Below are 26,670 nucleotides of genomic sequence, written 5' to 3' on the forward strand. Positions count from 1 at the left end.
CACCCTGGTGGATGACATGCGAGGCTCGCGGGTGGGGCACCCCCCTCCCTGTCCCTCCCCCACAAGGGGGGAGGGAACGCAAGAGCCGCCCCGTCCTGCTCGGGCTCATCGCGGTTTTGATCGTGTCGTGCTTTCGGCCGCGATGGCGTTGCCTCTCGCCGCAGCCTGCTCCCTCCCCCCTTGTGGGGGAGGGTCGGGGAGGGGGTGAGCCCCGAATGCGGAGCCCACCTTCGGTCCCGCGCCCCTGAACGACGGACGACCTACGCCTCGGTCTCCCGTCCGTCCCGGTCGTCCTCCTCCGGCACCGGCTCCATGTCCTCCGGCGCCGGCGGGTAGGTGTGGGTGCGGCCCTGCAAATCCTCCACCTCGTAATGCATGGTGCCGCCGGGCTCGCAGGCGGCAGCAGTCGGTCCGAGATAGGTCGGCCCGACCGGCACCTTGCCGGCGCCGCCCGGCAGATCCAGCACATAGGTCGGCTGGGCGAGGCCGGAGACGCGGCCGCGCAGGCGGCGCATCAGCGCCTGCCCTGCGGCCAGCGTCGTACGCAGATGCGCCGTGCCGGGCGCGAGGTCGCCGTGGTGCAGATAGTAGGGTTTTATGCGCGCGGCGACGAAGGCCCTCATCAGCTCGGCCAAGGTCTTGTCGTCGTCGTTGACGCCCTTGAGCAGCACCGACTGCGACAGCATCGGGATGCCGGCGTCGATCAGCAGGGCGCAGGCTTTTCGCGCTGCATCGGTCAGCTCGCGCGGATGGTTGGCGTGCAGCACCACATAGGTCGCCTTGCCCGAGCTCTTCAGCGCCGCGATCAGCGCCGGCGTGATCGCCTCCGGCACCGCCACCGGCACCCGGGTGTGAAAGCGGACGACCCGCACATGCTCGATCTCGGCGATCGCGCGCAGCACGGCGCCGAGCTTGCCGGGCGGCAGGATCAGCGGGTCGCCGCCGGTGAAGATCACCTCGAAGATCTCGCGATGGCCACGGATATACTCGAGCGCCGCGACGATCTTGCGCGGCGACAGCGTCGGCCGGCCGGACGGCCCCACCATGGCGCGGCGGAAGCAGAAGCGGCAATAGACCGGGCAGACATGCACGAGCTTGAGCAGCACCCGGTCCGGATAGCGGTGCACCACGCCTTCGACCGGAGTCATGGCGTCGTCGCCGATCGGGTCGTCGCGCTCCTCGGGGGCGGTGTCGAGCTCGGCCGGATCGGGGATGAACTGGCGGGCGATCGGGTCGTTCGGATCGGCAGGATCGATCAGCGCGGCGAGCGCCGGCGGCACCGCCACGGCATAGCACGCCGCCACCGCGTCGAGCGCGGCCACGTCCTCGGCCCGCACCAAGCCTTCGGCGAAAAGCTCGGCGGCGCTGCGCAGGGTTTTGGGGGGTGAGGTCATCGGGGGTGCTATCCTGGCCTCAGCGATACGCCAGTGCTACGGCACTCACAAGGCACGGCGCCGGCTCTCCTTCTCCCCGCGCGCGGGGAGAAGGTGGCTCGCCGCAAAGCGGCGAGACGGATGAGGGGGCGTCGCGTGGATACGGAAGCGCCCCCTCACCCGGATCGCCTGCCTGCGGCATGCGATCCGACCTCTCCCCGCACGCGGGGAGAGGTGACGGTGGCGCATTTTCGCGAAAGGGCCTCACGGTTCCGCCACCGGGGTCCAGATCACGGCGTCGATGCGGGGCGCGCCTGTGGCGAGCATCACCAGCCGGTCGAAGCCGAGCGCGCAGCCCGAGGCGTCCGGCATCACGGCGAGGGCGGCCAGAAAATCCTCGTCGATCGGATAGCGCTCGCCGTAGACGCGGGCTTTTTCCGCCATCTCGGCCTCGAACCGACGTCTCTGCTCGGCCGGATCGGTCAGCTCGCCAAAGCCGTTGGCGAGCTCGACCCGGCAGACATAGAGCTCGAAGCGCTCGGCGACCCGTGGGTCGTGCGCGGTCGGCCGCGCCAGCGCGGCCTCGGCGGTCGGGTATTCGGTGAGCAAAGTCGGGCGGCCGATGCCGAGGTTCGGCTCGATGCGCTCGACCAGCACGCGGCTGAACACGTCCGACCAGGTGTCGTCGGCGGCGGTTCGAATCCCCGCTTCCGTAGCGGCGGCCGCCAGGGCCTCCCGGTCGGTCTCGGCCCCCGCGACGGTGGCCAGAAGGTCGATGCCGGAATGGCGAAAAAACGCCTCGGCGACCGTGACGCGCTCGGGTTCGGCGAACGGGTCGGCCTCGGCGCCCCGGAAGGCGACGCGGGTGATCCCGGTCGTCTCGGCGGCGAGCGCCAGAACGTCCGCACAGTCGGCCATCACGGCCGCGACCGGCGCACCCGCCCGGTACCACTCCAGCATGGTGAACTCCGGGTGATGGAGGGCGCCGCGCTCGCGGTTGCGGAAGACGTGGCCGAGGGCGAACAGGCGGGGCTCGCCGGCGGCCAACAGCTTCTTGCAGGCGAGCTCGGGGGACGTGTGCAGGTAGAGGGGCCGGCGCGCCGTGTCGGGGCCGACCTGCTCGGTTGCGAAGGCGTGCAGATGCGCCTCGTTGCCGGGCGAGACCTGCAGGGCGGCGGGGTCGACCTCGACGAAATCCTGTGCCGCCAGATGGGCCCGCAGGCGCGCCGCGATGCGGTTGCGGGCGAGGAGCAGCGGCCGCCGGTCGGCATGGACGTGCGGCGTCCACCAGGGCGAGGCCGCCGTCATGGCGCTGCCGGCCCGTCAATGGGCGACCCAAGTCCCTGAAAAATATCGCTCATTCCGCCAACTCCGCGGTCCGGCCGCGGCTCGCCGGCAGCCCTCGGCCACACCGAAAAGAACTGGCGGACCGGCCCAGGATCAGTATGTTGCACGCCACGACACCACGGTTTCCGGGTCTGGTCGCCGCTCATGCAGGCGCGCCCCTGCTCCCCCGCAACAAGGATTTACGCACGTGAAGGTTATCGCCAGCTCGCTCCGGAAGGGCAACATCGTCGATCTCGAGGGGAGGCTCTACGTCATTCTGAGCGCCGAGAACATCCATCCCGGCAAGGGCACCCCGGTCACCCAGCTCGACATGCGCCGGCTCTCCGACGGAGTGAAGTCGTCGCAGCGCTACAAGACCACCGACCAGGTCGAGCGCGCCCATGTCGAGGAGCGCGAGTACCAGTATCTCTACCAGGACCCCGACGGCTTCCATTTCATGCACATGGAGAGCTACGACCAGGTCGCCGCGTCCGAGGACGTGGTCGGCGACATGGCCGTGTACCTGGCGCCCGAGATGAAGTGCAAGCTCTCGGTGCACGAGGGCGTCGTCGTCGGCCTCGAGCTGCCGCAGCGCGTCATCCTCGAGGTGGTCGAGACCGAGCCGGCCATGAAGGGCCAGACCGCATCGTCGTCCTACAAGCCGGCCATGCTGTCGAACGGCCTGCGCACGGGCGTGCCGCCGCATATCGGTGCCGGCACCCGCATCGTCGTGTCGACCGCCGACGGGTCCTATGTGGAGCGGGCGAAGGATTGAGGGGTACCCCGCCTCTCCTTCGTCGTTCCGGGGCGCCGCGCAGCGGCGAGCCCGGAACCCATAATCCCGGTCTGTGAGTATGGATTCCGGGCTCGCGGGCTTTCAGCCCGCGCCCCGGAATGACCGAAACTCCCTACGTCCCCACCCGCAGCGGCGACCGCATCTTGGCGAGCGCGGCCAGCACCGACAGGGCCGTGATGCGGCCGGTGCGGGGGTTTTCCGAGGGGACGTTCTCGATCGACATCGAGAGCTTGGCCGAGTCCGAGTCGACCTCGATGGTGTGGCAGTTGCGCTGCACCGAAGGGTCGGCCCAGATCTCGATGGTGGTGCGGTCGGGCCCGATGCCGGCCAGCGCCAGCGCGGCGACGACGTTGACATTGGCCGGGAAGCCGATCGCCGCCTCGCGGGCCGTGCCGGCGAACACCCGCAGCGGCTCGGCCAGATGGTCGACCGAGATGCCGTGCTCGACCAGATAGGGAGCGCCGGCGAGCCCCCGCGGCGGCTTGCGGGTCACCATCCGGACCGAGTGGATGGTTCCCTGCGCGGCCGCCGTGACGGCGTCGAGCCCGATCAGCGCGCCGGTCGGCACGATGATCTGGCCGCCCTTGCTCTTGGCCAGATCGATCAGCTCCGGGCGCGACAGCAGGGCGCCGGCGCTGAGCACCATCACGCGCTTGCGGGCCGACAGCATCGGCCGGCAGATGTCCTCCAGCACGCTGGCCGGCGCGCATTCGACCACCAGGTCGGCATGCGACGGCATCGCCTCCAGCTTGACGATCGGGCAGGGGATGCTCTGCTGCTCCAGCCAGGCGCGCGCCTTGCCCTGGTCGCGGGCGGCGACGCAGGCGAGCTCCAGGCCCGGCATGCCGTCGGCGAGCGCCCGGACGACGGTCCGCCCGATGATGCCGAGACCCGCGATTCCGATCCGCATCGGCACCATTTTAGCCTTCCCGTCCGTCGGTTTTGCTGCAACCCTGCCGCCGCCGGGTTATCATGGCTGCAGTTTTTTCATATCCGAACGCTCCGATCAAACAAGGAGGAACCGATGTTCCGTGCCACGCTCAAGGTGGTTTTATCGGCCGTGATCGCGCTCGCCGCGACGGCGATCGCGGGCGCCCAGGATTTCCCCAACAGGCCCCTCACCATGGTGATCCCGTTCGCGGCGGGCGGTCCGACCGACGTGCTCGGGCGAATTGTCGCACAGCGGCTCGGCGAGGTGCTGGGACAGCAGGTCGTGGTCGAGAATGTCGGCGGCGCCGGCGGCGGTAACGGCAGCCAGCGGGTCGCCAATGCCCCGGCGGACGGCTACACGATGGTGCTCGGCACGGTCGGCACCCACGCCCAGAACCAGACCCTCTACAAGCGCCCCCTCTACAACGCCGAGGGCGATTTCACCCCGGTCGCGCTGCTCGCCGACGTGCCGATCGTGCTGGTGATCCGCAAGGATCTGCCGGTGAAGAACTTCAAGGATTTTCTCGCCTACGCCAAGGCCAACGCGGCCAAGATGACGTTCGCCTCGGCCGGCGCCGGCTCGGCCTCCCACCTCGCCTGCACGGTGTTCAACACCGCGGCCGGGTTGCCGATCACCCACGTGCCCTATCGCGGCACCGGGCCGGCCATGCAGGATCTCCAGGGCGGGCGCGTCGACTATCTGTGCGACATGATCTCGACCGCCAAGCCGCAGATCGACGGCGGCGCCGTCAAGCCGATCGCCATCCTGACCAAGGACCGCTCGCCGGCGCTGCCCGATCTGTCGTCCGCCATCGAGGAAGGGACCCAGGTCGAGGCCTATACGTGGAACGCGATCTTCCTGCCCAAGAACGCGCCGAAGCCGATCGTCGCCAAGCTGAACGCCGCGCTGGTCGAGACCCTGAAGACCCCATGGGTGCGTGAGCGCCTGGAGGGTCTCGGCGCCGTCGTGGTGGCGCCCGACCGCCAGACGCCGGAATATCTCACCAGCTTCGTGAAGAGCGAGATCGAAAAGTGGGCGGCGCCCATCAAGGCGAGCGGCGTCCAGGTGGAGTGATACGAGCATCCGGGTGAACAGTTCGCCGTCATTCCGGGGCGCCGCGAAGCCGCGAACCCGGAATCCAGCGGTGTGCTCCGAACTTCCGGCTGGATTCCGGGTTCGCGGACCTTCGGTCCGCACCCCGGAATGACGGCTCTGGGAATGCGCCCTGCTACGCCGCCCGCAGGGTGGCGAGGAACTGATCGACCTCCTGGCGCAACGTCTCGGCCTGCCCGGCGAGGCCGTCGGCGGCCTGGGTGACGTCGGCGGCGGCCACGCCCGCCTCCTCGATGGCGCCGCTGATGCCGGTAATGTTCTGCGAGACGTCGCGGGTGCCGCTCGCCGCCTGCTGCACGTTGCGGGTGATCTCCTTGGTCGCCGCGTTCTGCTCCTCGACCGCGGCGGCGATGGAGGAGGAGATCTCGTTGACCGCCATGATGGTGCCGGCGACGCGCCGGATGGCGTCGACGGCACCTTGGGTCTCGCCCTGGATGGCGGCGATCTGGGCCCGGATGTCCTCGGTCGCCTTGGCGGTCTGGGTCGCCAGCGACTTCACCTCGCTCGCCACCACGGCGAAGCCCTTGCCGGCCTCGCCGGCGCGCGCCGCCTCGATGGTGGCGTTGAGGGCCAACAGGTTGGTCTGGCTGGCGATGTCGTTGATGAGGTTGACCACCTCACCGATCTTCTGCGCCGTCTCGGCCAGCCCGGAGACGCTGGCATTGGTGCGCTGGCTCTCGTCGGCGGCCTGCTTGGCCGTCGTCGCCGAACGGGCGACCTGCTGGCCGATCTCGCCGATCGACGCGGCGAGCTCCTCGGCGGCGGCCGCCACGGTCTCGACATTGGCGGTCGCCTGGGTGGCGCCGGAGGCGACCGTGCAGGCCTGCTGACGCGTGCTCTCGGCCGAGCTCGCCAGCGAGCGCGCCGTCGTTTGCATGGCGAGGGCGGCCGCGAGCACCGCCTCGACGATGCCGCGCACCTTGGCCTCGAAGGTCGTGGCGAGCCCGGCGAGCGCGCGCTTGCGCTCCGCCTCGGTCTCCTGCTTGTGCGTGTCCTGCTCGGCGCGCAGGTGCTGCACCGCGATCGCGTTGTCCTTGAACACCTGGACGGTGCGCGCCATCTCGCCGATCTCGTCGTGCCGGTGGGTGTCGGCGACGGCGCCGTCGAGCTCGCCGGCGCTGAGCGCGGCCATGCGGGTGCGCAGGCGCGACAGCGGGTTGACGATGCTGCGGGCGACCAGCCAGGCGATCGCGATCGAGACCAGCATGAACACGCCGATCACCATCGCGGCGGTTCGCGCCGTGTCCCAGAAGGCGGTGTCGATGGCGTCGGTGTACACGGCGGCCGCGATCATCATGTTCCAGGGCGTGAAACCGCGAACATAGGCGACCTTGTCGAGCGGGATCGTGCTGCCGCCGCGTGGAAAAGCGTAGCGGTGCGTGCCCTGGCCGCCGCGGGCGATCTCCAGCATCCGGGTGGCGAAGGCCTGCCCGTTGGCGTCCCGGAGCTTGTTCACGTCCTTGCCGACCAGGCCCGGATTGCCGCCATTCACCACGCAGAGGCCGGTCTCGTAGTCGTAGATGAAGGCGTAGTTGGTGTTGTCCTCGAACCGCATTTCTCGCGCGGCGTCGAACAGGCGCTTCTTCGCCTCGGCGTCCGTCATGGCGCCCGACTTCGCCTGGCCATGGTAGTAGCTCGCCAGCGACCAGATCGAGTCGACGAAGGTGTGGGCCCGCTCGGTGCGCTCGGCCATCAGCTCGGTCCGTGCGATCAGCAGCACCGTGATGGCGACGAGACCCATGAAGACGGCGCCGACGATGGTCATCACGGCGAGCTTGGCGGGGATCGATCGGCGGGCAAGGACGCTCAGGAGCTTCTTCATGGACGGGCCTCGTCGTGCCGGACCAAACGTCACGGCATCTGCGAACTCGCCCTAAGTCTCTCGACCTAGTTCCTTAAGAAGAGCTTTCGAGCCGGCCTGTTCTGCACGCAGCGCATGACGATGCCGCGTCTGTCGCGCCGCCGCCAGGGCGGGTCATCCCAGGGCGGCTCATCCCATATTGGTGCGGCTGCGGATCGCCGTGGTCAGCGTGCCCTCGTCGAGATAGTCGAGCTCGCCGCCGACCGGCACGCCGTGGGCGAGGCCCGTCACTTTCACGCCGGCGTCGCTCAACAGGTCGGTGATGTAGTGCGCCGTGGTCTGGCCGTCGACCGTGGCGTTGAGGGCGAGGATCACCTCGCTCACCTCGCCGGCATGGGCCCGTGTCACCAGCGACGCGATGGCGAGGTCCTCCGGCCCGACGCCGTCGAGCGGCGACAGCGTGCCGCCGAGCACGTGATAGCGAGCATTGACCGCATTGGCGCGTTCCAGCGCCCACAGATCCGCGACGTCGGCGACCACCACGATGATACCGGGGTCGCGCCGCGGGTCGCTGCATACCGTGCAGGGATTCTTGCTGTCGAGATTGCCGCAGACGCGGCACACCGTGACGGTGTCCATCACGGTCTGCAGGGCGGTGGCGAGCGGCGCCATCAGGAGGTCGCGCTTCTTGACCAGATGCAGCGCGGCGCGGCGCGCCGAGCGCGGCCCCAGTCCCGGCAGCTTCGCCAGGATCTGGATCAGGCGCTCGATCTCGGGGCCGGCGGCACTCATCGCCGATCGTGTCTCGGAGGTCGCGTCTCAGAAGCGCGGAGCTCGGGGCTTACCCCCCTCCCCACCCCTCCCCCGCAAGGGGGGAGGGAGCAGGCAGCGGAGATCCAAGAGGTCATCGAAAACAACAATACGACCGCTCCAAATCGAGACCGCGTCGCGGTTCTAGCGTTCCCTCCCCCCTTGTGGGGGAGGGACAGGGAGGGGGGTAGCCCAGACCGCCGGGCTCTCGTCTCATCCCGCTCGCGCCATCGTTCTCAGAACAGCTTCATGCCGGGCGGGATCGGCAAGCCGCCGGTGAGGCCTTGCATCTTCTCGGCGAGCAGAACGTCGGCCTTGCGCTTGGCGTCGGCATGCGCGGCGACGATCAGATCCTCCAGCACCTCGGTCTCGTCCGGCTTCATCAGCGACGGGTCGACCGTGATCTTCTTCAGCTCGCCCTTCGGCGTCACCGTCACGGCGACCAGGCCGCCGCCGGACGAGCCCTGAACCTCGATTTGATCGAGCTCGGCTTGGAGCGTCTCCATCTTGCCTTTGAGCTCGGCGGCCTGCTTCATCAGGCCGAGAAAGTTCGCCATGGTCGCCTCGTGCAATTGGCGGGCGCGGACGCCTCGCGGTGGAGCATGTCGTCGGGCCCGGCCCGGCGGTGGTCCGGAATGCGGGACTCAAAGTCTTAACGTCGGCGGAGCCTACGCGAACAGGCCCCCGATCAAAAATCGTCGTCGACATCGTCAGGGAGCCCGTGGGCCCCGTAGGCGCTCTCGTCCCACACGGCCGGCTCGCCGGAGTCGTCGTCGGGCTCGGGCGCCGGCGGCAGGGAGGCCGCCGTCTCGGTCGCCTCGGTCTCGCGCCGGCGCACCTGCACGACCTCCGAGCCGGGGAAGCGAGCCAGCACGCTCTGCACCAGCGGGTCAGCCAGCACCCCGCGCTTCGCCTCGGTGTCGCGCGCCTGCTGCTGCGACCGGATGGTCGGCTGGCCCGGCGCGGACGACACGACCACGATCCAGCGGCGGCCGGTGAGGTCGCCGAGCCGGCGCGACAGGTCGCCGATCACGGTTTTGGAGGTATCGGGCTCGAGCGCGATCTCGAGATGCCCGTCCTCGAACCGCACCAGGCGGACGTCGCGCTCCAGCAGGGTCTTGAGCTGAATGTCGCGGCGCTCGGTGGCGAGCGCGACCAGGTCCTCGAAGCGGGCGAGCGTCGGGGTCGAGGCGGCGACGGCCTCGGGGGCGGCCATGGCGCGCGGCGCGGCGACGCGCGGCTCCGCGGCAGCGCCTCCGCGTGGCCCGCTGCGTTCGAACGCGCTGCGGTCGAGCGGCGGCCGGGCCGGGCGGTCCGCACCGGCGAGGGCGCCCTGGGGGGCGCCGCGGCCGGCCGGGACGCCGCTGCCGGCACCCGCAGCAGACGCGGTCGCGCCGGAGGTGCCGAGCGAGCGGATCACCTCGTCGGGGGTCGGCAGGTCGGCCGCATAGGCGATGCGCACCAGAACCATCTCGGCGGCGGCGATCGGCTTCGCCGCAGCCTCGACCTCGGCCAGGCCCTTGAGCAGCATCTGCCAGGTGCGCGACAGCACCCGCATCGAGAGGGTGGTGGCGAGCGCGCGGCCGCGCGAGCGCTCCTCCTCCGACAACGCGCGATCGTCGGCGACCGCTGGAACCACTTTCACGCGCGTGACGAAATGGGTGAGCTCGGCCAGATCCTCCAGCACGGTCGCCGGGTCGGCGCCGCTGTCGTACTGGTCGCGAAGCTCGGTCAGCGCCCCGGCGATGTCGCCGCGCATCAGCGTTTCGAACAGGTCGATGACCCGGCTGCGGTCGGCCAGCCCCAGCATGATGCGCACGCCGGCGGCGTCGACGGTGCCGCCCGCCGCGCCTGCGGCGTGCGCGATCGCCTGGTCGAGCAGCGAGAGCGCGTCGCGCACCGAGCCCTCGGCGGCGCGGGCGATCAGGGCCAGCGCCTCCGGCTCGACCGTCACGTTCTCCTTGGCGGCGATGTTGCCGAGGTGGGTCCCCAAGAGGTCGGCGTCGAGCCGGCGCAGGTCGAAGCGCTGGCAGCGCGACAGCACCGTGATCGGCACCTTCCGGATCTCGGTCGTCGCGAACACGAATTTGGCGTGGGGCGGCGGCTCCTCGATGGTCTTTAGAAAAGCGTTGAATGCCTTCTCCGACAGCATGTGGACTTCATCGATGATGTATACCTTGTAGCGCGCGGAGGTCGGGGCGTATCGGACGCCGTCCGTGATCTGGCGCACATCCTCGACACCGGTGTGGGACGCCGCGTCCATCTCGAGCACATCGAAATGCCGGCTCTCCATGATGGCTTCACAGTGAACGCCAAGCTTCGGCATGTGGATGGTCGGACCGGCGACCGAGCCGTCCGACAGCTCGTAATTTAGGGCGCGGGCAAGAATCCTGGCCGTCGTTGTCTTGCCGACCCCGCGCACCCCGGTGAGCATCCAGGCCTGGGGGATGCGGCCGGTTTCGAACCCATTAGCGATGGTGCGCACCATCGCGTCCTGGCCGATCAGGTCCTCGAAGGTCTGGGGGCGGTATTTTCGCGCCAGCACCCGGTAGGTGCCGGCGGGTTCGGCCGCGACGGGTGTCGGAGATGCGGACGTGGCAGTCGCCGGTTCGGCCTTCGCGCCGGGCGCCCCGGATGGGGTCGGCTCGAAAAGGGCCGGCGCCGCATGCCCGGTTGTCTCGGCGTCGTCCATCGCTTCGGCCGGGCCTCGCAGTGGATTTCACAATGGAATTCGAGAAGTGGGAGGCTGACACGCGACCCGAACCGGGGCTCGTTAGGGCTGCTTCCTTCCGGATCTGACCCGGTTGGCGAGTGGCTCGTCCACCGCCAACCTCCCGCCCCCTATATCGACGGGACGGGGCTGGATTGCAAGCGCCTCGGATGTCGTCGTGGTAGGGTCCGACCGATCGATTCCCGGTTCCCCAAGGCCCGCAATGCCCCCCGACCCGTCCGCCGCCTGGTCCCTGCACCCGCAGCTCGCCAAGGACACGATCAATATCGGCGATTTGCCGCTGTGCCGGGTGCTGGTGATCAACGACGCCAACTATCCGTGGCTGCTGCTGGTTCCCCGCCGCCCCGAGGTGGCCGAGATCATCGATCTCGACGAGGTCGAGCAGGCCCAGCTCATGACCGAGATCACCCGGGTCGGCCGCGCCCTCAAGGCGGTCACCCAGTGCGCCAAGCTCAACATCGCGGCCCTCGGCAATGTGGTGTCGCAGCTCCACATCCATGTGATCGCCCGCCGCACCTCGGATGCCGCCTGGCCGCGGCCCGTCTGGGGCCAGGTGGCGCCGCTCGCCCACGACAAGCAGGAGGTCGAGGCCTTCATCCAGGCGTTGCGTCGCAGAATTTGGCTTGCGTCCGACTAGGGGGCTGCTTTTAGTGCCGCCATGCTGAACCGTCCCGATTCCGACGACCGGCCCCGGCTCGGCTACACCGGAAACCTGCTCGACCGCGATCCGGCGGTCCGGCACGACCCGGCCCGGGTGGCGGCGCTCGCCGCCGATCCGGCCGCCCGCACCTATGTGACGGCCGGCGACATGGTGGTGATGCGGCGCGGTGCCGCGCTCGCCGACCCGCTGTTCGGGCTCGCCGAGGCCGACGGCCTCGGTCCGGGGCGCGAACGGGTCCTGCTCGGCCTGTCGGGCGCCGCCCCGCGGTTCGGGCTGGGGCTCGACCCCGGCGCCGCCGAGGCGCTGTCGGCGCGCTCCGACCTGCTGGTGACGGACCTCCGCTCGATCGCCGTGCAGGGCCTGGTCGCGGCCGAGCACCTGGCTCCGCTCGCTGAGGCCAAGGCGCTGCTGCTGTGGCACGTCCGCCACCGCTTCTGCTCGGTCTGCGGGCAGCTCTCGCAGGTCGCCGACGCCGGCTGGCGGCGCGCCTGCCCGGCCTGCGGGGCCGAGCATTTCCCGCGCACCGATCCGGTCGTCATCATGCTGGCCGTCGACGGCCAGCGCTGCCTGCTCGGCCGCCAGGCCCGCTTCGCCCCCGGCATGTGGTCCTGCCTCGCCGGCTTCGTCGAGCCGGGCGAGAACATCGAGGAGGCGGTGCGGCGCGAGACCCGGGAGGAGGCTGGCATCCGCATCGGCCGGGTGCACTACGCCGCCTCGCAGCCCTGGCCGTTCCCGATGTCGCTGATGATCGGCTGCTACGCCGAGGCGCTCGACACCGACCTCGTGATGGACATCGACGAGCTCGAGGATCTGCGCTGGTTTTCCCGCGACGAGGTCGCCGCCATGCTGGAGCGCCGCCATCCCGGCGCGCTGACGACGCCGCCCCCCATCGCCATCGCCCATTTCCTCATCCGCGGCTGGGTCGAGGAGACTTGGCGGCCGGCGTGAGCCGGCGCCTCGCTTCGGCCCGATGCCGCGCACGGACCCGCCATGGATGCCATCGACCGAAAGATCCTCGCGCTGCTCCAGGACGACGCCTCGCTCTCCGTGCAGGAGATCGGCAACCGCGTCGGCCTGTCCTCGACGCCGTGCTGGAAGCGCATCCAGAAGCTGGAGGCGGCCGGCATCATCGCCCGCCGGGTGGCGCTGGTCGATCCCGACAAGGTCGGGCTCGGCGTCACGGTGTTCGTCTCGGTGGAGACGGCCGACCATTCGCAGGAATGGCTCGATCGCTTCGCCCAGACGGTCGGGGCGATGCCGCAGGTGATGGAGTTCTACCGGATGGCCGGCGACGTCGACTACATGCTGCGCGTCGTCGTGCCCGACATGCACGCCTACGACCGCTTCTACAAGCAGCTCATCGCCACGGTGCCGCTCAAGAACGTCACCTCGCGCTTCGCCATGGAGCGCATCAAGTCGACCACGGTGCTGCCGATCGGGTGAGGCCGGCGGGCACCGACGCCGAGCTTCGGTGTCGGTGCCGGGCTCGTCCCCATCGGGGCCGAGGTCGAAGCATTTGCGATTTTCTCAGGAGGATCGATATCCTCCGCTCATTCCCGCGCAAGCGGGAATCCAGTCTTGCTTTGCGTGGCCCTGGGTCCCCGCCTTCGCGGGGACGAGCGGAACGGGATGGCTGATCGCGTCGTCTCGGCGCCGAAGCCCGCGTCAGCTCTTGGTGACCTGGTTGGTCATCCGCGGCTTCATGAAGATCTGGTCGGACAGCGGCAGGGTGCCGGTGATGACGTAGCCGATCGTCGGCTTGTAGCTGTACGCGGCCTCGCCCCAGATCAGCGTGCAGGCGGTGGTCGCGGTGGCGCAGGGGGCGAGCAGCGCGGACGGGATCAGGCTGGAGACGTCGGTGCCCTTGGTGCGCGCCGTGCCGCCCTGCGTCGAGCTCCAGTCGATGGTCGCCTTCTTGGACTTGTCGACGACGACGCTCGACACCGTGACCTTCAGGTTGGCCGACGAGTAGGGCGCCAGCACGGCCGTGGCGGCGCTGAGGATGTTGGTGAGATCGGTCGTGCTCACCGTGGTGGCCTGCGCCACCAGGTCGGCGACCGTGTGCGACACCAGCGTCACCTTGCGGTCGATGCTGACCGCCTGGGTCACCTCGACGCCGCCCAGATAGAGCGTCAGCATCACCGGCAGCAGCAACGCGAATTCGACGGCGGAGACGCCGCCGTCGTCGCCGCCGAACCGTCGAGCCGGTTCGGCGAGGAAGCGGAGCAGTCGGGCGTGCGGCATGGCAGCCTCAGAAGGGTTCGTTGCGGAATGCGGCGGTCGCGACCAGCATGCGCGTGGTGGACGAGCTGTCGGCCAGATAGGTCTGGGTCAGCGGCGAGACGATAGGCCACTTGTAGATCAGGCGGACCACGACGATGTCGCCGTTGGCGCCGGGCTGATAGGTGGTGACCGGCTTGCCGCTCGAGTCGACCGTCACGGTGCTGGTGATCGAGGCGAACGACGTGTATTTCTGCACGTCGACATACATTCCGTTCGCGCAGTCGAACAGAGCGACGATCTTGCCGCACACCGCGGTCTTGAACTTGTCGGCGTCGAAGCTCGCACTCTGCGCCTGCCCGGTCATGATCAGACGGGCCGAATCGGCGACCGCGGTCTCCAGCGTCTGCTGGGCGAAGAACACCAGCGCCGTCTCCATCGTCATCAGCAGGATCGACATGAACGGCAGCAGCACGATGCCGAACTCGATGGCGGTCGTGCCTTCCTTCCGGCGCACGAAGCTCCGCAGCCAAGCCGGCGTCGTCGACCGCACAGCCGAACGCGCCGGCGCCACGACGCGCGCCGACAACCCCGCCTGGACGGCTTCGAGCATCCTCGTGCATCGTCGGAGCATGGGCGCACCTCTCGCGAACGAGCTATTTTAGGCAAAGGCCTGTTGTGAAACCCTTGCGCTGGACCGGTAGCGGCCCGCCCCTCCGATTGAGAAAACTTTAACCAAGAGGGGCGCGCGGAGCCTGGTCTCGTCACCCCGCGGTGCGCGACCGAGCCTCAGCGCGCCGGACCCGGACCGCCGGCGCCGGCCTGGGCGCGCAGGTTGCGCGTGCTGGTCTGCGAGATGGTCGCGTCGAAGAAGTCCGGCGTGTCGCCGAGCGTGATGCGGCGGTCGCAGTCCGGCGTGCAACTATACGACTCGCGCCTGGCGCCGCGATAGACGACGACGGCGTCGGGCGGTCCCTGCACCTGCACGGCCTCGTTCATCAGCATCTTTCCGGCGCGGTCGAGCGCCACCAGATTGGTGACGCCGTATCCCTTGCCGGTGATCACCATCATGCCGCCGGCCTGCACGGAAACATCGGCAATCAGCGGGTTTCCGATCACGATGGTGGCGACGTTCTCGGGCATCTTGACGATGCGGGCCTGATCGAGAACAACGACGAGGGGATCGGCCGGCGCCGCCGGTTCCGCAGCCGCCACACCGCAGAGGAGGCAGAGCGCCAAGCCGATCGGACCAGGCCAGCACCGCCACGACGAGCACGTCATCGGAACTCTCCAAATCACACCGGAACCGACGACCGCGAGACGGCCGTATCCGCGCTCTCGACCTTGCGACGGAATTGGTGAATCAAATGCCAATGAGCCGGATGCGGCCGAGTTGCAGAAAGGCCCGATTTTCGGGGACTTCCTCGCCAATTTGCACGACATTTGAAACAGGGTGTTAACCACGCGCCAAACGATCGCGATGAGGCCCGGATTCTGCGAGCGAATTAACCGGCACGCAAGGGGCCTGCGCTAACGTGGCGCCAAGGTCCGGATTGACCGGGACACAACTGGTTGGCGGACCGAGCTCAGACAGTATGCGTGGACTCCAGGAGCAGGACATGAACAACCTTGTGAAGCGCTTTGCGAAGGACGAGTCTGGTGCGACCGCCATCGAGTATGGCCTGATCGCCGCCGGCATCTCGGTCGCCATCATCGCGGTGGTGAATTCTCTCGGCACCAGCCTGAAGAACACCTTCTCGAACGTCTCCAGCCAGCTCGGCAAGTAAGCCGACCGCAGGCTCGAAAACAGAAGGCCCCGGACCTCGCGTCCGGGGCCTTCTGCTGTTTCAGGGCAGCTCTTCGCGGCCCGCGCCACGAATTCGTTAAACGATCGGTTCTGATTTGACGCGAACATTCCGCCGATTTTCGCTGCTTCGGCTTATCGGCTCGGCGACGGGTGGATGCGAGACTCCACCGTCGGCCGAACAGTCCGGCCTCGGATTTGACAACACCAAGGAAACCGAAATGACCCTCATCAAGCGCTTCCTCGCCGACAAGTCCGGTGCGACCGCCATCGAGTACGGCCTGATCGCCGCCGGCATCTCGGTCGCCATCATCGCGGTGGTGAACTCGCTCGGCACCAGCCTGAAGAACACCTTCTCGAACGTCTCCAGCCAGCTCGGCAAGTAAGCTCCGGCCGGCACGATACGAAAGGCCCCGGGCGCCGCGCCCGGGGCCTTCCGCATTCTCGGACGGAAGACATGATATGGTTTATGCGACGTGAACGGGATCGCATTAATATTGCACAAGTCACGGCGGGAAATTCTGCAACTTCTCTTATTACCTCTTTCGCGTGTCGATGCGACCATGCTCACGTCGCCACACGGGCGATCATCCATTTCAGGAGAACGTGACATGACTCTCATCAAGCGCTTCGCTGCCGACCAGTCCGGCGCCACCGCCATCGAGTACGGCCTGATCGCCGCCGGCATCTCGGTCGCCATCATCGCGGTGGTGAACTCGCTCGGCACCAGCCTGATGAACACCTTCTCGAACGTCTCCAGCCAGATCGGCAAGTAACGACCGGCTCGGCTCGGACGGCGACGGTCCCGCATCGGACGGGGCGGTTGCCAGCCCGGGGGGACTCCTGGTGCGAGAGTCGCGGGCGCACGCCACGCGACCCGCCGAAACGCCCGACCGGAGTTACCGGCGCTTAATCCCTTCCACGTATCATTCACCTACGCCGCGAGGGCGATGTTCGAGGGAAGCATGATCCGTGCGTTGAAGCGTTTCGTCCGGGACGACCGTGCGGCCACCTCGATCGAGTACGCGCTCATCGCAGCCGGCGTCTCGATCACCATCATCGCCGCCGTCCAGGCGATGGGCACGAGCATGAAGGACCGCTACACCGAAGTGTCCAACAGCCTCGCGTCGGGGAACTGACGCCATGCTCCTCGATGCCGCGCGCCTGCTCGTCTTCCCGGCTCTGATGGCGTTCGCCGCCTCGAGCGACCTCTTCACCATGACGATCTCCAACCGGGTGGCGATTCTGCTCGCGCTCGGCTTCGGCGCGCTCGCGGCCGCGAGCGGCATGCCGATCGCGGAGATCGGCGAGCATCTCGGCGCCGCGGCCGTGGTGCTGGTCGTCAGCTTCGTCTTTTTCGCCCGCGGCTGGATCGGCGGCGGCGACGCCAAGCTCGCGGCCGCGACCGCCCTGTGGCTCGGCTTCGGCTTCCTCTACGAGTATGTGCTCTACGCCTCGCTGCTCGGCGGCGTGCTCACGCTCGGCCTGCTCGAGTTCCGCAAATACGCCCTGCCGGGCCGGCTCGGCGACGAGGCCTGGATCGAGCGCCTGCACCGCCGCGACGGCGGCATCCCGTACGGGATCGCGCTCGCCGCCGCCGCGCTGCTGATCTATCCGTCGACCCCCTGGATGGCCGCGATCGGCTGAGCCGTCGCGCCGCCGCCACGGCTTTCCCCGGTTCGTCTCGCACGGTCGCGCCGTGCCCCGCGCGGCCGGCGCCGGGAAGAAACATCCGTTCAAATACGCCCTGTCGCTCAGGGGCTTCGCGCCTCTCTGGTCGGCCGATGTGGCAAACCGGATACGCCTCATTAACCATGAATTGACCTTTGGCTGCTGAAATGCCGGCAGGACGGAGTCTGGTGCCGTCGCGTCATGTGGAAAGTGAAGCGTATGAAAGCCGCCCGCCTGATCGTCCTCGGAATCGCCGTCGTCGCCGGCGGCCTCGCGGCCATCCTGGCCGGCGGCCTCGACCGCCAGGAGGCTCCGGCTCCGGCCCCGGCCGCCAGTCTCGACACCGTCGAGGTGCTGGTGGCCAAGAACGACATCGGGATCGGGCAGAGCCTCAGCGAGCAGGACGTGCAGTGGCAGCCGTGGCCGACGGCCGCGCTGAGCCCCGCCTTCCTGCGCCGCAACGAGCGCCCCGACGCCGTCGCGCAGTTTGTCGGCGCCATCGCCCGCACGCCGATCGCCGCCGGCGAGCCGGTGCGCGAGAGCAAGCTGATCAAGGTGAAGGGCTCGGGCTACATGGCCGCCATCCTGCCGCAGGGCATGCGGGCGGTGTCGACCGAAATCTCGCCGGAGACCGGCGCCGGCGGCTTCATCCTGCCGAACGACCGCGTCGACGTGCTGCTCACCCGCCGCGACCGCGAATCCGAGCGCGCGACCGGCATCGAGGCCCATGTCAGCGAGACCGTGCTGCCGGACGTGCGGGTGCTCGCCATCGACCAGCTCGTCGAGGAGAAGAACGGCCAGAAGGTCGTGGTCGGACGCACCGCGACGCTGGAGCTGACGCCGCGCCAGGCCGAAACCCTCGCGGTTTCCAAGCAGATGGGCTCGCTGTCGCTGGCGCTGCGCAGCCTCGCCGACTCCGACCCGAGCAGGGACCGCGGCGAGGTGGTCGAGGTCGAGCGCAGCAACCGGCTGAACATGGTCCGCTTCGGCGTGACGAGCACGACGATCGCAAAGTGAGCGGCTTACGGGGTGGGCTGCGAGGCAAGGGGGCGGAGATGTCCATGAGCGCCATGAAGCGGGCCGTCGCGCTGGGAGCGCTGCTGGTCGGGGCCGCCGTCGGCCTCGCGCAGCCGGCCGGCGCCGCCGATCCGCGCGGGCTGCCGCCGCCCTTGCCGCCGCCTGCCGTCGAGACGATGGCGGTCGAGCCGGGCGTGCAGTCGGTGCAGCTCGGCGTCGGCAAGTCGGTGGTGATCGACCTGCCGCGCGACGTCAAGGACGTCCTGGTCGCCAATCCCGAGATCGCCAATGCGGTGATCCGCTCGTCGCGCCGCGCCTATCTGATCGGCGGCAAGATCGGGCAGACCAACATCTATTTCTTCGACGAGACCGGCGCCCAGATCGTCGGCTACGACATCGCGGTGACGCGCGACCTCAACGGCCTGCGCGCGACCCTGCGCCGCATGTTCCCGCAAGGCGACGTGTCGATCGAGGGCGCCGGCGAGGGCGTCATGCTCACCGGGACGGTGACGAGCCCGTCCGATGCCCAGCAGGCCTTCGACCTCGCGGTCCGCCTGGTCGGCACCGACACGAAGGTGCTCAATGCCATCGCGGTGAAGGGCCGCGACCAGGTGATGCTGAAGGTCACGGTCGCCGAGGTGCAGCGCGACATCATCAAGCAGCTCGGCATCAATCTCGACGGCACCATCGGCAGCGGCAACGCGGTGCTCAACCTGAGCACCAGCAATCCGTTCTCGGCCTATGGCGGGGACCTCAGCGGAACGGCGTTCACCGGAACCTTCGGCAAGGTCACGGCGACCCTCAAGGCGATGGAGCGCGCCGGCGTCATCCGCACGCTGGCCGAGCCGAATCTGAGCGCGGTGTCGGGCGAGAGCGCGACGTTCCTGGCGGGCGGCGAGTTTCCCATCCCGGGCGGGCTGACCTGCGACCAGACCGGCCGCAACTGCCAGGTCGCGGTTCAGTTCAAGAAGTTCGGCATCGGGCTGGCCTTCACGCCGGTGGTGCTGAGCGAGGGCCGCATCAGCCTCAAGGTCATGACCGAGGTCTCGGATCTGTCCAACGAGAACTCCATGACGCTGCAGCCGACCATCGGCGGACCGACCGTCACGATCCCGTCGATCCGGACGCGGCGCGCCGAGACGGTCGTCGAGATCCCGTCCGGTGGCATGCTCGCCATGGCCGGCATGATCCAGGAGCAGACCAAGCAGGCGATCAACGGCGTGCCCGGGCTGCTCCAGCTTCCGGTGCTCGGCACGCTGTTCCGCAGCCGGGACTACGTGAATCGCGAGTCCGAGCTGATGATCATGGTGGCGCCCTACACGGTTCGGTCGGTGGCGCCGAAGGGCCTGTCGCGGCCCGACGACGGGTACGCCGACATCTCCGATCCATCCGCCGTGCTGCTCGGCCGCCTCAACAAGATCTACGGCGTGAGCGGCAGCGCCGATCCGAGCCGCACCTATTTCGGCAAGTACGGCTTCATTCTGGACTGAGTGGCAGGGACCGGGAGACGACCACATGACTCGAGCGGACCCGACCAAGCCGATGAGGGAGCGTCCCGGCGCAGGCGTGCCGCGCGCCCGTTCCGTGCACGCCACCCTGTTGCGCACCGCCGCGGCCCTGATGCTCGCCACCGCGCTCGGCGGCTGCCTCGGATCGCGCGACCAGACGGCCAGCGTGCCGAACGACTACCGGCTACGCCATCCGATCGCCATTCACGAGGGCGACCAGGCGATCGAGCTGTTCATCGGCACCAATCGCGGCGGGCTGACGCCGAACCAGCGCGCTCAGGTGCTCGCCTTCGCCCACAACTGGAAGCGCGAGGCGACCGGCGGCATCGTCGTCGAGCTTCCGGCCGGCACGCCGAACGAGCGAGCGGCCGCCGACGCGCTGCCGGAGGTGCAGTCGCTCCTGCACGCCGGCGGTCTGCCGCCGAACGGCGTCTATGTGCAGCCCTACCAGCCCGACAGCCCGAAGAAGGTCGCCACCATGCGGATCCGCTACCCGCGGATGGTCGCCGAGGCCGGTCCCTGCGGACTGTGGCCGAACGACCTCGGGCCGAGCTACGCCGATCCCGGCTATATGTCGAACAAGCCCTATTTCAACCTCGGCTGTGCCACCCAGCGCAATCTCGCCGCGATGGTCGAGGATCCGCACGACCTCGTCCAGCCGCGCGGCGAGGGTCCGAGCCCGACCTCGCGCCGCACGGTCGTGCTGGACAACTACCGAAAGGGCGAGCCGACGGGCGGCAACTACCCGAAGGAAGACAAGGGCAAGATCAGCGACGTCGGCAAATGATCACGTATCAGCAGAAATCGGCGGCGAGCCCCGAGACCGTCACCGCGCCCGGCGACGACGATTACATCGCGCCGGCGCCCCGCGTGTCCGTCCAGGCCTTCTGCGAGACCGCGGAAACCGCTGCGGCCGTGCAGTCCGCCGCCGGCGACCGCCGCATGATCAAGGCGCATGTGCGCGTCCAGATGGGCGGCATGGCGGCCGCCGCCGAAGCGTATCGCAACTCGCCGACGCCGAACGTGATCATGCTGGAGACCGAGAATCGCAGCGAGGAGATCATCGGCGCGCTCGACGAGCTCGCCGAGGTCTGCGACGCGGCGACCCGGGTCATCGTGATCGGCCACCACAACGACATCGGCCTCTATCGCGAGCTGGTCCGTCGCGGCATCAGCGAATACCTGATCGCGCCGGTGGGCGCGATCGACGTCGTGCGGGCAGTGTCGACGCTGTTCCATTCCCCCAGCGCCAAGCCGGTCGGCCGCATCGTCGCCGTGGTCGGCGCCAAGGGCGGGGTCGGCGCCTCGACGGTCGCCCACAACATCGCCTGGGCGGTGGCGCGCGATCTCTCGCTCGACACCGTGATAACGGATCTCGATCTCGCCTTCGGCACCGCGAGCCTCGACTACAACCAGGATCCGCCGCAGGGCATCGCCGACGCGGTGTTCTCGCCGGATCGGGTCGACACCGCTTTCATCGACCGGCTGCTGTCGAAGTGCACGGACCATCTGAGCCTCCTGGCGGCGCCGGCCACCATCGACCGGGCCTACGACTTCGCCCCGGAGAGCTTCGATCCCGTCATCGACTCGCTGCGCGCCAGCGTGCCCTGCGTAGTGCTCGACGTGCCGCATCTGTGGTCGGCCTGGACCAAGCGCGTGCTGGTCGGCGCCGACGACATCCTGGTGGTGGCGACGCCCGATCTCGCCAGCCTGCGCAACGCCAAGAACATCGTCGACATGCTCAAGGCGGCGCGGCCGAACGACCGGCGGCCGCTCTACTGTCTCAACATGGTCGGCGTGCCGAAACGTCCCGAGATCAAGCCGCCCGACTTCGCCAAGGCGCTCGAGGACGAGCCGGTTGCCGTCATCCCGTTCGAGCCGCAGCTCTTCGGCACCGCGGCCAACAACGGGCAGATGATCGCCGAGGTCGCCTCCACGCACCGGATCGCCGAATCGTTCCGGCATCTCGCCCAGATCCTCACCGGCCGCTCCGAGTCGAAGAAGACCCGCCCCGGCCTGTTGCAACCACTGATCGGGAAGCTGTTCGCCCGCTGACCCCGCCGCCCCGGAGAGTATTGTGTTCGGAAGACGGTCCGGCCTGCCGACGGAAGCGAGGGAACCGCCGCGGATGACGCCCGCGCCGGTGGCCCCGCCGCCGCCCGAGCGCACCGAGGCGGGGCAAGCGCCGTTCCCCTCGAGCGGGCTCGCCGCCCCGATGGTGCCGCCGCCCGCGACCGTCGCGGGCCGGGTGCCGACGCTCGCCGACCAGCCGAACCAGGCCCCGGCTCGGACGCCGGCGGCGGTCGATTCGCGCCGCTCCGACTCCTATTACGAGACCAAGAGCTCGATCTTCGGCGCCCTGATCGAGGCCATCGACCTCGCCCAGCTCGCCCGCCTCGACGCCGAATCGGCGCGCGAGGAGATCCGCGACATCGTCAACGAGATCATCGCGATCAAGAACATCGTGATGTCGATCGCCGAGCAGGAGGAGTTGCTCGACGACATCTGCAACGACGTGCTCGGTTACGGCCCGCTGGAGCCGCTGCTCGCCCGCGACGACATCGCCGACGTGATGGTGAACGGCTCAGGCACGGTCTACATCGAGGTCGCCGGCAAGATCCAGAAGACCGGAATCCGCTTCCGCGACAACCAGCAGCTTCTCAACATCTGCCAGCGCATCGTCAGCCAGGTCGGCCGGCGCGTCGACGAATCCTCGCCGATCTGCGACGCGCGCCTGCCGGACGGCTCGCGCGTCAACGTCATCGTGCCGCCGCTGTCGATCGACGGGCCGGCCCTCACCATCCGCAAGTTCAAGAAGGACAAGCTCACCCTCGAGCAGCTCGTGCGCTACGGCACGATCACGCCGGAAGGCGCCGAGATCCTGAAGATCATCGGTCGCTGCCGCGTCAACGCCATCGTGTCGGGCGGCACCGGCTCGGGCAAGACGACGCTGCTCAACTGCCTGACCCGCTACATCGACGAGGAGGAGCGGATCATCACCTGCGAGGACGCCGCCGAGCTGCAGCTCCAGCAGCCGCACGTCGTCCGGCTGGAGACGCGGCCGCCCAACCTCGAGGGCGAGGGTCAGGTGACCATGCGTGACCTGGTGCGGAACTGCCTGCGCATGCGGCCCGAGCGCATCATCGTCGGCGAGGTGCGCGGACCCGAGGCGTTCGACCTGCTGCAGGCGATGAACACCGGCCACGACGGCTCGATGGGCACGCTGCACGCCAACAATCCGCGCGAGGCGCTGTCGCGCCTCGAATCGATGATCACCATGGGCGGCTTCTCGCTGCCGTCGCGCACCATCCGCGAGATGGTCTGCGCCTCGGTCGACGTGGTCATCCAGGCGGCGCGCCTGCGCGACGGCTCGCGCAAGATCACCCACATCACCGAGGTGATGGGCCTCGAAGGCGACGTCATCATCACCCAGGACCTGTTCCTGTACGACCTGCTCGGCGAGGACGCCAACGGCAGGCTGATCGGCCGCCACCGCTCCACCGGGATCGGTCGGCCGCGGTTCTGGGACCGGGCCCGATATTTCGGCGAGGACGGCCGGCTCGCCAAGGCGCTGGACGCGGCAGAGGTCGGCAACGCGTCCTGATGTGGTCGCCCGGGGCCTCGGCGCCGGGTCCGTGTATGCGTGGTGTAACGGGCCGTCCGGCGTCTCCGGCAGGGGAGGGGCGGCACGAGGAGTATGGTCATGACCCTGCAGACGATCGCGCTGATGTTCCTGGTGACCGTGTCGGTCGGCGGCGTCGCCTGGGTTTTTCTCTATCCGATGCTGTCCGGCGAGAAGGCGGCCGAGGAGCGGTTCGGCAGCGTCGTGCGTGCCGAGCCGGTGCGCAAGGTGTCGACGCGCTCGCCGCAGCGGCTGCGCCGCGAGCAGCTCGAGGAGACCCTCAACGAGATCGAGGCGCGCGGCAAGAAGGCCAACAGTCCGTCCCTCGCGGTGCGGATCGGCCGCGCCGGGCTCGACTGGTCGAAGCGCAAGTTCATCACCATCGGCGCCGTGCTCGGCGTCTCGGTGTTTGCTCTCACCTGGCTGGCCGGTGGCGGGCTGCTGGCCGCGCTCGGGCTCGGATTCGCGGCCGGCGGCGGGGTGCCGACCTGGATCCTGAACTTCCTGCGCAAGCGGCGCGAGGCGAAGTTCCTCGAGCATTTCCCCGATGCCGTCGACGTCATCGTGCGCGGCATCAAGGCGGGCCTGCCGCTGTTCGATTCGATGAAGGTGATCGTCGCCGACTCGCCGGAGCCGATCCGCAGCGAGTTCCGTGCCATCCTGGAGACCCAGACGGTCGGCGTCCCGCTCGGCGAGGCCTGCGGCCGGCTCTATGAGCGCATCCCGCTGGCGGAGGCGAACTTCTTCGGCATCGTCGTGGCGATCCAGCAGCAGGCCGGCGGCAATCTCTCCGAGGCGCTCGGCAATCTGTCGCGCGTGCTGCGCGACCGCAAGAAGATGAAAGAGAAGATCAAGGCGATGTCGATGGAGGCCAAGGCGTCGGCCAGCATCATCGGCGCGCTGCCGCCGATCGTGATGCTCACCGTCTACATCACCAGCCCGGACTACATCTCGCTGCTGTGGACGCACCCGACCGGGCACGTCCTGCTCGCCGTGTCGGCCGCCTGGATGACGGCCGGCATCCTGGTCATGAAGAAGATGATCAACTTCGACTTTTGAGCGAGACCATGATCTCCGATCTCCTTCACGATCCCCGGCTGATGATGATGATCCTGGCCGCCATCGCGGCCGGCGCCACCGTCGTCACGCTGGCGATGCCGCTGCTCGCCAGCGACACGCTGTCCAAACGGATGAACGCGGTGGCGATCGAGCGCGAGAAGATCCGCCAGCGCGAGCGTGAGCGGATGGCACGCGGCGACCGGGTCAAGCTGCGCGCCTCGCCCAAGCAGTACATGCAGCGGGTGGTCGAGCAGTTCAACCTCAACAAATGGCTCGGCAAGGAGGAGGCGCGCGACCTGCTCACCCAGGCGGGATATCGCGGCTCGGCGCCCTATGTGGGCTTCCTGTTCTTCCGCATGGTGGCGCCGCTCGTCATGATGGCGCTGTCGATTCTCTACGTCTTCTTCATCCTGGATCTCGACCAGCCGACCACCGTCAAGATCGGCATGTGCATTGGCGCCACCTTCTTCGGCATCCAGCTTCCGCCGCTGGTCCTGAAGAACAAGATCCAGAAGCGGCAGCTATCGATCCGGCGCGCCTTTCCGGACGCGCTCGACCTGCTGCTGATCTGCGTCGAATCCGGCATGTCGATCGAGGCGGCATTGCGCAAGGTGAGCCAGGAGGTCGGGGCGCAGTCGATTCCGCTCGCCGAGGAGCTGACCCTGACGACCGCCGAGCTGTCCTATTTGCCGGACCGCAAGCAGGCCTACGAGAACCTCGCCAAGCGCACCGGCCTCGAAGGCGTCAAGTCGGTCTGCCTGGCGCTGCAGCAGTCGGAACGCTACGGCACGCCGATGGCGAACGCGCTACGCGTGATGGCCCAGGAGAACCGCGACATGCGCATGGCCGAGGCCGAGAAGCGCGCCGCCGCGCTGCCGCCCAAGCTGACCGTGCCGATGATCGTGTTCTTCCTGCCGGTGCTGTTCGTCGTGATTCTCGGCCCCGCCGCCATCCAGGTGATGGCGATGAAGTGAGGGCGTGCGGCTCGCTCGGTTCGCCTCTCCCCGGCAGGGGGCTTTGCAGAATTCGTCATTCCGGGCTCGCGGGCGACAGCCCGCGAGCCCGGAATCCCTAATACCGGTGCCGATTGCTTCAGAAACACAGGGGTTATGGGTTCCGGGCTCGGCCCTGCGGGCCGCCCCGGAACGACGAGGTGAGTTCTGCAAAGCCCTCCGGCGGGGAGAGGGCGAGGACGAAGGACTGCGGCTCGGTCGGCAGAAGTTGCTCGAGCTGCGTTTGTTGGACGCTGCATCCGTATGACACGCACCGGCTCGACGGGACGGTCTATCTCACGACTGGCCCTTGGCGGCGATCTTGGGTGGACGGCCCATCTGCTTCCAGTCGCCCTTCTGGGCCAGCATCTCGCGCAGATAGACGACGTTGGCGGAGGCCTCGTCGGGCGGCAGCTCGGCCTTGGCGATGTCCTCGGCGTCGGCGAAGCGGCCCTGGAGGCCGACCACCAGCGCGAGGTTCTGGCGCACCCGCGGATCGTCGGTCGGCCGTGCGGCGGCGCGGCGCAGCGTCGCCTCGGCGCGCGGCAGGTCCTTCGCCAGTGCGTAGGAGAGGCCGAGATTGGACAGCACGGTCGGCTCGTCCGGGACGATCTTCAGGGCGCTCGCGTAATAGGCCTGGGCGTCCTTGTGGCGGCCGAGCTGGTCCAGCACGGTGCCCTGCGCCGACAGGATGCGCCAGTCCGGTCGGTCCGGGCTGTGGGCGCGGCCGAGCACCTCCAGAGCCTGGTCGAAGCGGCCGGTATCGGCCAGCGCCCGGCCATAGGCGCCGAGCAGCACTTGGTCGTTCGGATTGCGCAGCGAGGTCTGCTCCAGCACCGACACGGCCTGGACGCGCTGGCCGGTGGCGGTCAGCGCCCTGGCATAGGCCACGGCGGCGGTGCTGTCGGAGGGGTCGGTGCGGTAGCGGGCGCCGTAGATCTCGGCCTCGCGCCGCCAGTCGGTTTCGCCGCGCGGCTGCGCCGCCGTCGTCACCGCTCCGGTGCGGTCGCCCGAGCCGAGCGAGCTCAGCGCCGATCCCAGCGTGTTGCCCGTGGTGGTGCAGCCGGCCAGCGAGGCGCCGAGCAGCCCCAGCAACGCGACAGAGGCCAGGAGTCGGGGGAAGCGGTTACGTCGGGACACGGTCTCACCTCACACATGCCGGGGCGCGATCTGCGGCGCTCCGTCACCTGATCAGAAATAGACCGTTAACCCTAACGCCCGGTTAAAGTATTTCG

At 68.8% G+C, this 26,670-nt stretch carries 28 protein-coding genes and 1 other RNA gene; 17 read left to right on the forward strand and 12 right to left on the reverse strand.

The features are described from left to right. Nucleotides 1–260 precede the first annotated feature (260 nt). Nucleotides 261–1,394, reverse strand: coding sequence for a lysine-2,3-aminomutase-like protein (locus HXX10_RS09140; RefSeq protein ID WP_296521864.1), 1,134 nt, complete (start codon nucleotides 1,392–1,394; stop codon nucleotides 261–263). A 243-nt stretch (nucleotides 1,395–1,637) separates the two neighbouring features. Then, on the reverse strand, nucleotides 1,638–2,681 hold the full coding sequence (epmA, locus tag HXX10_RS09145; protein ID WP_296521865.1) for an EF-P lysine aminoacylase EpmA: 1,044 nt from the start codon (nucleotides 2,679–2,681) through the stop codon (nucleotides 1,638–1,640). 226 nt (nucleotides 2,682–2,907) lie between these two features. Between epmA and efp the strand changes: the two genes are divergently transcribed. Further along, complete coding sequence (gene efp / locus HXX10_RS09150) at nucleotides 2,908–3,474, forward strand: elongation factor P (protein ID WP_296521866.1); 567 nt, start codon at nucleotides 2,908–2,910, stop codon at nucleotides 3,472–3,474. Nucleotides 3,475–3,607: 133 nt separating this feature from the next. On the opposite strand, the gene HXX10_RS09155 is transcribed toward efp, so the two are convergent. Further along, nucleotides 3,608–4,405, reverse strand: a complete 798-nt coding sequence (locus tag HXX10_RS09155) for an aspartate dehydrogenase (RefSeq protein WP_296521867.1) — start codon at nucleotides 4,403–4,405, stop codon at nucleotides 3,608–3,610. Between the two features lie 114 nt (nucleotides 4,406–4,519). Here HXX10_RS09155 and HXX10_RS09160 point away from each other — a divergent pair, with 114 nt between their 5' ends. Then, on the forward strand, nucleotides 4,520–5,500 hold the full coding sequence (locus HXX10_RS09160; protein WP_296521868.1) for a tripartite tricarboxylate transporter substrate-binding protein: 981 nt from the start codon (nucleotides 4,520–4,522) through the stop codon (nucleotides 5,498–5,500). Nucleotides 5,501–5,654: 154 nt separating this feature from the next. On the opposite strand, the gene HXX10_RS09165 is transcribed toward HXX10_RS09160, so the two are convergent. The 5 genes from HXX10_RS09165 to ffs form a co-directional block, all read right to left on the reverse strand. Next, nucleotides 5,655–7,361, reverse strand: coding sequence for a methyl-accepting chemotaxis protein (locus HXX10_RS09165; RefSeq protein ID WP_296521869.1), 1,707 nt, complete (start codon nucleotides 7,359–7,361; stop codon nucleotides 5,655–5,657). Between the two features lie 168 nt (nucleotides 7,362–7,529). Continuing rightward, nucleotides 7,530–8,132, reverse strand: coding sequence for a recombination mediator RecR (gene recR, locus HXX10_RS09170; protein ID WP_296521870.1), 603 nt, complete (start codon nucleotides 8,130–8,132; stop codon nucleotides 7,530–7,532). A gap of 254 nt (nucleotides 8,133–8,386) precedes the next feature. Beyond that, nucleotides 8,387–8,707, reverse strand: coding sequence for a YbaB/EbfC family nucleoid-associated protein (locus tag HXX10_RS09175; protein ID WP_296521871.1), 321 nt, complete (start codon nucleotides 8,705–8,707; stop codon nucleotides 8,387–8,389). Between the two features lie 131 nt (nucleotides 8,708–8,838). Next, nucleotides 8,839–10,842, reverse strand: coding sequence for a DNA polymerase III subunit gamma/tau (locus HXX10_RS09180; RefSeq protein ID WP_296521872.1), 2,004 nt, complete (start codon nucleotides 10,840–10,842; stop codon nucleotides 8,839–8,841). 45 nt (nucleotides 10,843–10,887) lie between these two features. After that, nucleotides 10,888–10,986: signal recognition particle sRNA small type (ffs, locus tag HXX10_RS09185), an RNA gene on the reverse strand. 97 nt (nucleotides 10,987–11,083) lie between these two features. Here ffs and HXX10_RS09190 point away from each other — a divergent pair. From HXX10_RS09190 to HXX10_RS09200, 3 genes are read left to right on the forward strand one after another with little or no spacing between them, the layout of a single operon-like run. Beyond that, a complete protein-coding gene (locus tag HXX10_RS09190; RefSeq protein ID WP_296521873.1) occupies nucleotides 11,084–11,518 on the forward strand; it encodes an HIT domain-containing protein in 435 nt (144 codons plus the stop codon). Between the two features lie 21 nt (nucleotides 11,519–11,539). Beyond that, nucleotides 11,540–12,490 (forward strand): NAD(+) diphosphatase, encoded by a 951-nt coding sequence (nudC, locus tag HXX10_RS09195; RefSeq protein ID WP_296521874.1) that lies wholly within the window; start codon nucleotides 11,540–11,542, stop codon nucleotides 12,488–12,490. 42 nt (nucleotides 12,491–12,532) lie between these two features. After that, nucleotides 12,533–12,985, forward strand: a complete 453-nt coding sequence (locus HXX10_RS09200) for an Lrp/AsnC family transcriptional regulator (protein ID WP_296521875.1) — start codon at nucleotides 12,533–12,535, stop codon at nucleotides 12,983–12,985. A 222-nt stretch (nucleotides 12,986–13,207) separates the two neighbouring features. On the opposite strand, the gene HXX10_RS09205 is transcribed toward HXX10_RS09200, so the two are convergent. The 3 genes from HXX10_RS09205 to HXX10_RS09215 form a co-directional block, all read right to left on the reverse strand. Further along, nucleotides 13,208–13,786: a TadE/TadG family type IV pilus assembly protein gene (locus HXX10_RS09205; RefSeq protein WP_296521876.1), complete on the reverse strand. Its 579-nt coding sequence runs from the start codon at nucleotides 13,784–13,786 to the stop codon at nucleotides 13,208–13,210. Nucleotides 13,787–13,793: 7 nt separating this feature from the next. Beyond that, nucleotides 13,794–14,375: a TadE/TadG family type IV pilus assembly protein gene (locus HXX10_RS09210; protein ID WP_296521877.1), complete on the reverse strand. Its 582-nt coding sequence runs from the start codon at nucleotides 14,373–14,375 to the stop codon at nucleotides 13,794–13,796. 176 nt (nucleotides 14,376–14,551) lie between these two features. Next, nucleotides 14,552–15,043 (reverse strand): pilus assembly protein N-terminal domain-containing protein, encoded by a 492-nt coding sequence (locus HXX10_RS09215; RefSeq protein ID WP_296521878.1) that lies wholly within the window; start codon nucleotides 15,041–15,043, stop codon nucleotides 14,552–14,554. 338 nt (nucleotides 15,044–15,381) lie between these two features. On the opposite strand from HXX10_RS09215, the gene HXX10_RS09220 reads away from it, so the two are divergent. The 12 genes from HXX10_RS09220 (at nucleotide 15,382) to HXX10_RS09275 (ending at nucleotide 25,417) form a co-directional block, all read left to right on the forward strand. Next, complete coding sequence (locus tag HXX10_RS09220; RefSeq protein ID WP_296521879.1) at nucleotides 15,382–15,549, forward strand: Flp family type IVb pilin; 168 nt, start codon at nucleotides 15,382–15,384, stop codon at nucleotides 15,547–15,549. Nucleotides 15,550–15,787: 238 nt separating this feature from the next. After that, nucleotides 15,788–15,952 (forward strand): Flp family type IVb pilin, encoded by a 165-nt coding sequence (locus HXX10_RS09225; RefSeq protein WP_296521880.1) that lies wholly within the window; start codon nucleotides 15,788–15,790, stop codon nucleotides 15,950–15,952. A gap of 225 nt (nucleotides 15,953–16,177) precedes the next feature. Continuing rightward, on the forward strand, nucleotides 16,178–16,342 hold the full coding sequence (locus HXX10_RS09230; RefSeq protein ID WP_296521881.1) for a Flp family type IVb pilin: 165 nt from the start codon (nucleotides 16,178–16,180) through the stop codon (nucleotides 16,340–16,342). Between the two features lie 189 nt (nucleotides 16,343–16,531). Further along, the gene (locus tag HXX10_RS09235) at nucleotides 16,532–16,705 is read left to right on the forward strand and encodes a Flp family type IVb pilin (protein ID WP_296521882.1); all 174 of its coding nucleotides are present in this window, start codon (nucleotides 16,532–16,534) and stop codon (nucleotides 16,703–16,705) included. A gap of 4 nt (nucleotides 16,706–16,709) precedes the next feature. Beyond that, a complete protein-coding gene (locus HXX10_RS09240; RefSeq protein WP_296521883.1) occupies nucleotides 16,710–17,213 on the forward strand; it encodes a prepilin peptidase in 504 nt (167 codons plus the stop codon). Between the two features lie 243 nt (nucleotides 17,214–17,456). After that, the gene (cpaB, locus tag HXX10_RS09245) at nucleotides 17,457–18,254 is read left to right on the forward strand and encodes a Flp pilus assembly protein CpaB (protein WP_296521884.1); all 798 of its coding nucleotides are present in this window, start codon (nucleotides 17,457–17,459) and stop codon (nucleotides 18,252–18,254) included. Between the two features lie 44 nt (nucleotides 18,255–18,298). Continuing rightward, a complete protein-coding gene (locus HXX10_RS09250) occupies nucleotides 18,299–19,744 on the forward strand; it encodes a type II and III secretion system protein family protein (protein WP_296521885.1) in 1,446 nt (481 codons plus the stop codon). 25 nt (nucleotides 19,745–19,769) lie between these two features. Then, nucleotides 19,770–20,549 (forward strand): CpaD family pilus assembly protein, encoded by a 780-nt coding sequence (locus tag HXX10_RS09255; protein ID WP_296521886.1) that lies wholly within the window; start codon nucleotides 19,770–19,772, stop codon nucleotides 20,547–20,549. Further along, entirely contained in the window at nucleotides 20,546–21,817 is a 1,272-nt protein-coding gene (locus HXX10_RS09260; protein ID WP_296521887.1) for a CpaE family protein, read from the forward strand. Before HXX10_RS09255 ends, HXX10_RS09260 begins: the two co-directional genes overlap by 4 nt. Nucleotides 21,818–21,839: 22 nt before the next feature. Then, nucleotides 21,840–23,366, forward strand: coding sequence for a CpaF family protein (locus HXX10_RS09265; RefSeq protein WP_296521888.1), 1,527 nt, complete (start codon nucleotides 21,840–21,842; stop codon nucleotides 23,364–23,366). A gap of 99 nt (nucleotides 23,367–23,465) precedes the next feature. Then, nucleotides 23,466–24,443: a type II secretion system F family protein gene (locus HXX10_RS09270; protein WP_296521889.1), complete on the forward strand. Its 978-nt coding sequence runs from the start codon at nucleotides 23,466–23,468 to the stop codon at nucleotides 24,441–24,443. Between the two features lie 8 nt (nucleotides 24,444–24,451). Continuing rightward, a complete protein-coding gene (locus HXX10_RS09275; protein ID WP_296521890.1) occupies nucleotides 24,452–25,417 on the forward strand; it encodes a type II secretion system F family protein in 966 nt (321 codons plus the stop codon). Between the two features lie 315 nt (nucleotides 25,418–25,732). Here the strand turns inward: HXX10_RS09275 and HXX10_RS09280 are convergent, their stop codons facing one another. Further along, the gene (locus HXX10_RS09280) at nucleotides 25,733–26,575 is read right to left on the reverse strand and encodes a tetratricopeptide repeat protein (RefSeq protein WP_296521891.1); all 843 of its coding nucleotides are present in this window, start codon (nucleotides 26,573–26,575) and stop codon (nucleotides 25,733–25,735) included. Nucleotides 26,576–26,670 lie beyond the last annotated feature (95 nt).

It is taken from the genome of Rhodoplanes sp. (assembly GCF_013377085.1).
Lineage (GTDB): Bacteria > Pseudomonadota > Alphaproteobacteria > Rhizobiales > Xanthobacteraceae > Rhodoplanes.

Coding starts and splice junctions, on each gene's coding strand:
- HXX10_RS09140 (WP_296521864.1), bottom strand. CDS start 1,394: ATGACCTCACCCCCCAAAACCCTGCGCAGCGCCGCCGAGCTTTTCGCC.
- epmA (WP_296521865.1), bottom strand. CDS start 2,681: ATGACGGCGGCCTCGCCCTGGTGGACGCCGCACGTCCATGCCGACCGG.
- HXX10_RS09205 (WP_296521876.1), bottom strand. CDS start 13,786: ATGCCGCACGCCCGACTGCTCCGCTTCCTCGCCGAACCGGCTCGACGG.
- HXX10_RS09250 (WP_296521885.1), top strand. CDS start 18,299: ATGAGCGCCATGAAGCGGGCCGTCGCGCTGGGAGCGCTGCTGGTCGGG.
- HXX10_RS09155 (WP_296521867.1), bottom strand. CDS start 4,405: ATGCGGATCGGAATCGCGGGTCTCGGCATCATCGGGCGGACCGTCGTC.
- HXX10_RS09230 (WP_296521881.1), top strand. CDS start 16,178: ATGACTCTCATCAAGCGCTTCGCTGCCGACCAGTCCGGCGCCACCGCC.
- HXX10_RS09275 (WP_296521890.1), top strand. CDS start 24,452: ATGATCTCCGATCTCCTTCACGATCCCCGGCTGATGATGATGATCCTG.
- HXX10_RS09190 (WP_296521873.1), top strand. CDS start 11,084: ATGCCCCCCGACCCGTCCGCCGCCTGGTCCCTGCACCCGCAGCTCGCC.
- HXX10_RS09255 (WP_296521886.1), top strand. CDS start 19,770: ATGACTCGAGCGGACCCGACCAAGCCGATGAGGGAGCGTCCCGGCGCA.
- HXX10_RS09160 (WP_296521868.1), top strand. CDS start 4,520: ATGTTCCGTGCCACGCTCAAGGTGGTTTTATCGGCCGTGATCGCGCTC.
- nudC (WP_296521874.1), top strand. CDS start 11,540: ATGCTGAACCGTCCCGATTCCGACGACCGGCCCCGGCTCGGCTACACC.
- HXX10_RS09270 (WP_296521889.1), top strand. CDS start 23,466: ATGACCCTGCAGACGATCGCGCTGATGTTCCTGGTGACCGTGTCGGTC.
- HXX10_RS09235 (WP_296521882.1), top strand. CDS start 16,532: ATGATCCGTGCGTTGAAGCGTTTCGTCCGGGACGACCGTGCGGCCACC.
- HXX10_RS09200 (WP_296521875.1), top strand. CDS start 12,533: ATGGATGCCATCGACCGAAAGATCCTCGCGCTGCTCCAGGACGACGCC.
- HXX10_RS09215 (WP_296521878.1), bottom strand. CDS start 15,043: ATGACGTGCTCGTCGTGGCGGTGCTGGCCTGGTCCGATCGGCTTGGCG.
- HXX10_RS09180 (WP_296521872.1), bottom strand. CDS start 10,842: ATGGACGACGCCGAGACAACCGGGCATGCGGCGCCGGCCCTTTTCGAG.
- HXX10_RS09175 (WP_296521871.1), bottom strand. CDS start 8,707: ATGGCGAACTTTCTCGGCCTGATGAAGCAGGCCGCCGAGCTCAAAGGC.
- recR (WP_296521870.1), bottom strand. CDS start 8,132: ATGAGTGCCGCCGGCCCCGAGATCGAGCGCCTGATCCAGATCCTGGCG.
- HXX10_RS09165 (WP_296521869.1), bottom strand. CDS start 7,361: ATGAAGAAGCTCCTGAGCGTCCTTGCCCGCCGATCGATCCCCGCCAAG.
- HXX10_RS09220 (WP_296521879.1), top strand. CDS start 15,382: ATGAACAACCTTGTGAAGCGCTTTGCGAAGGACGAGTCTGGTGCGACC.
- HXX10_RS09225 (WP_296521880.1), top strand. CDS start 15,788: ATGACCCTCATCAAGCGCTTCCTCGCCGACAAGTCCGGTGCGACCGCC.
- HXX10_RS09240 (WP_296521883.1), top strand. CDS start 16,710: ATGCTCCTCGATGCCGCGCGCCTGCTCGTCTTCCCGGCTCTGATGGCG.
- HXX10_RS09210 (WP_296521877.1), bottom strand. CDS start 14,375: ATGCTCGAAGCCGTCCAGGCGGGGTTGTCGGCGCGCGTCGTGGCGCCG.
- cpaB (WP_296521884.1), top strand. CDS start 17,457: ATGAAAGCCGCCCGCCTGATCGTCCTCGGAATCGCCGTCGTCGCCGGC.
- HXX10_RS09260 (WP_296521887.1), top strand. CDS start 20,546: ATGATCACGTATCAGCAGAAATCGGCGGCGAGCCCCGAGACCGTCACC.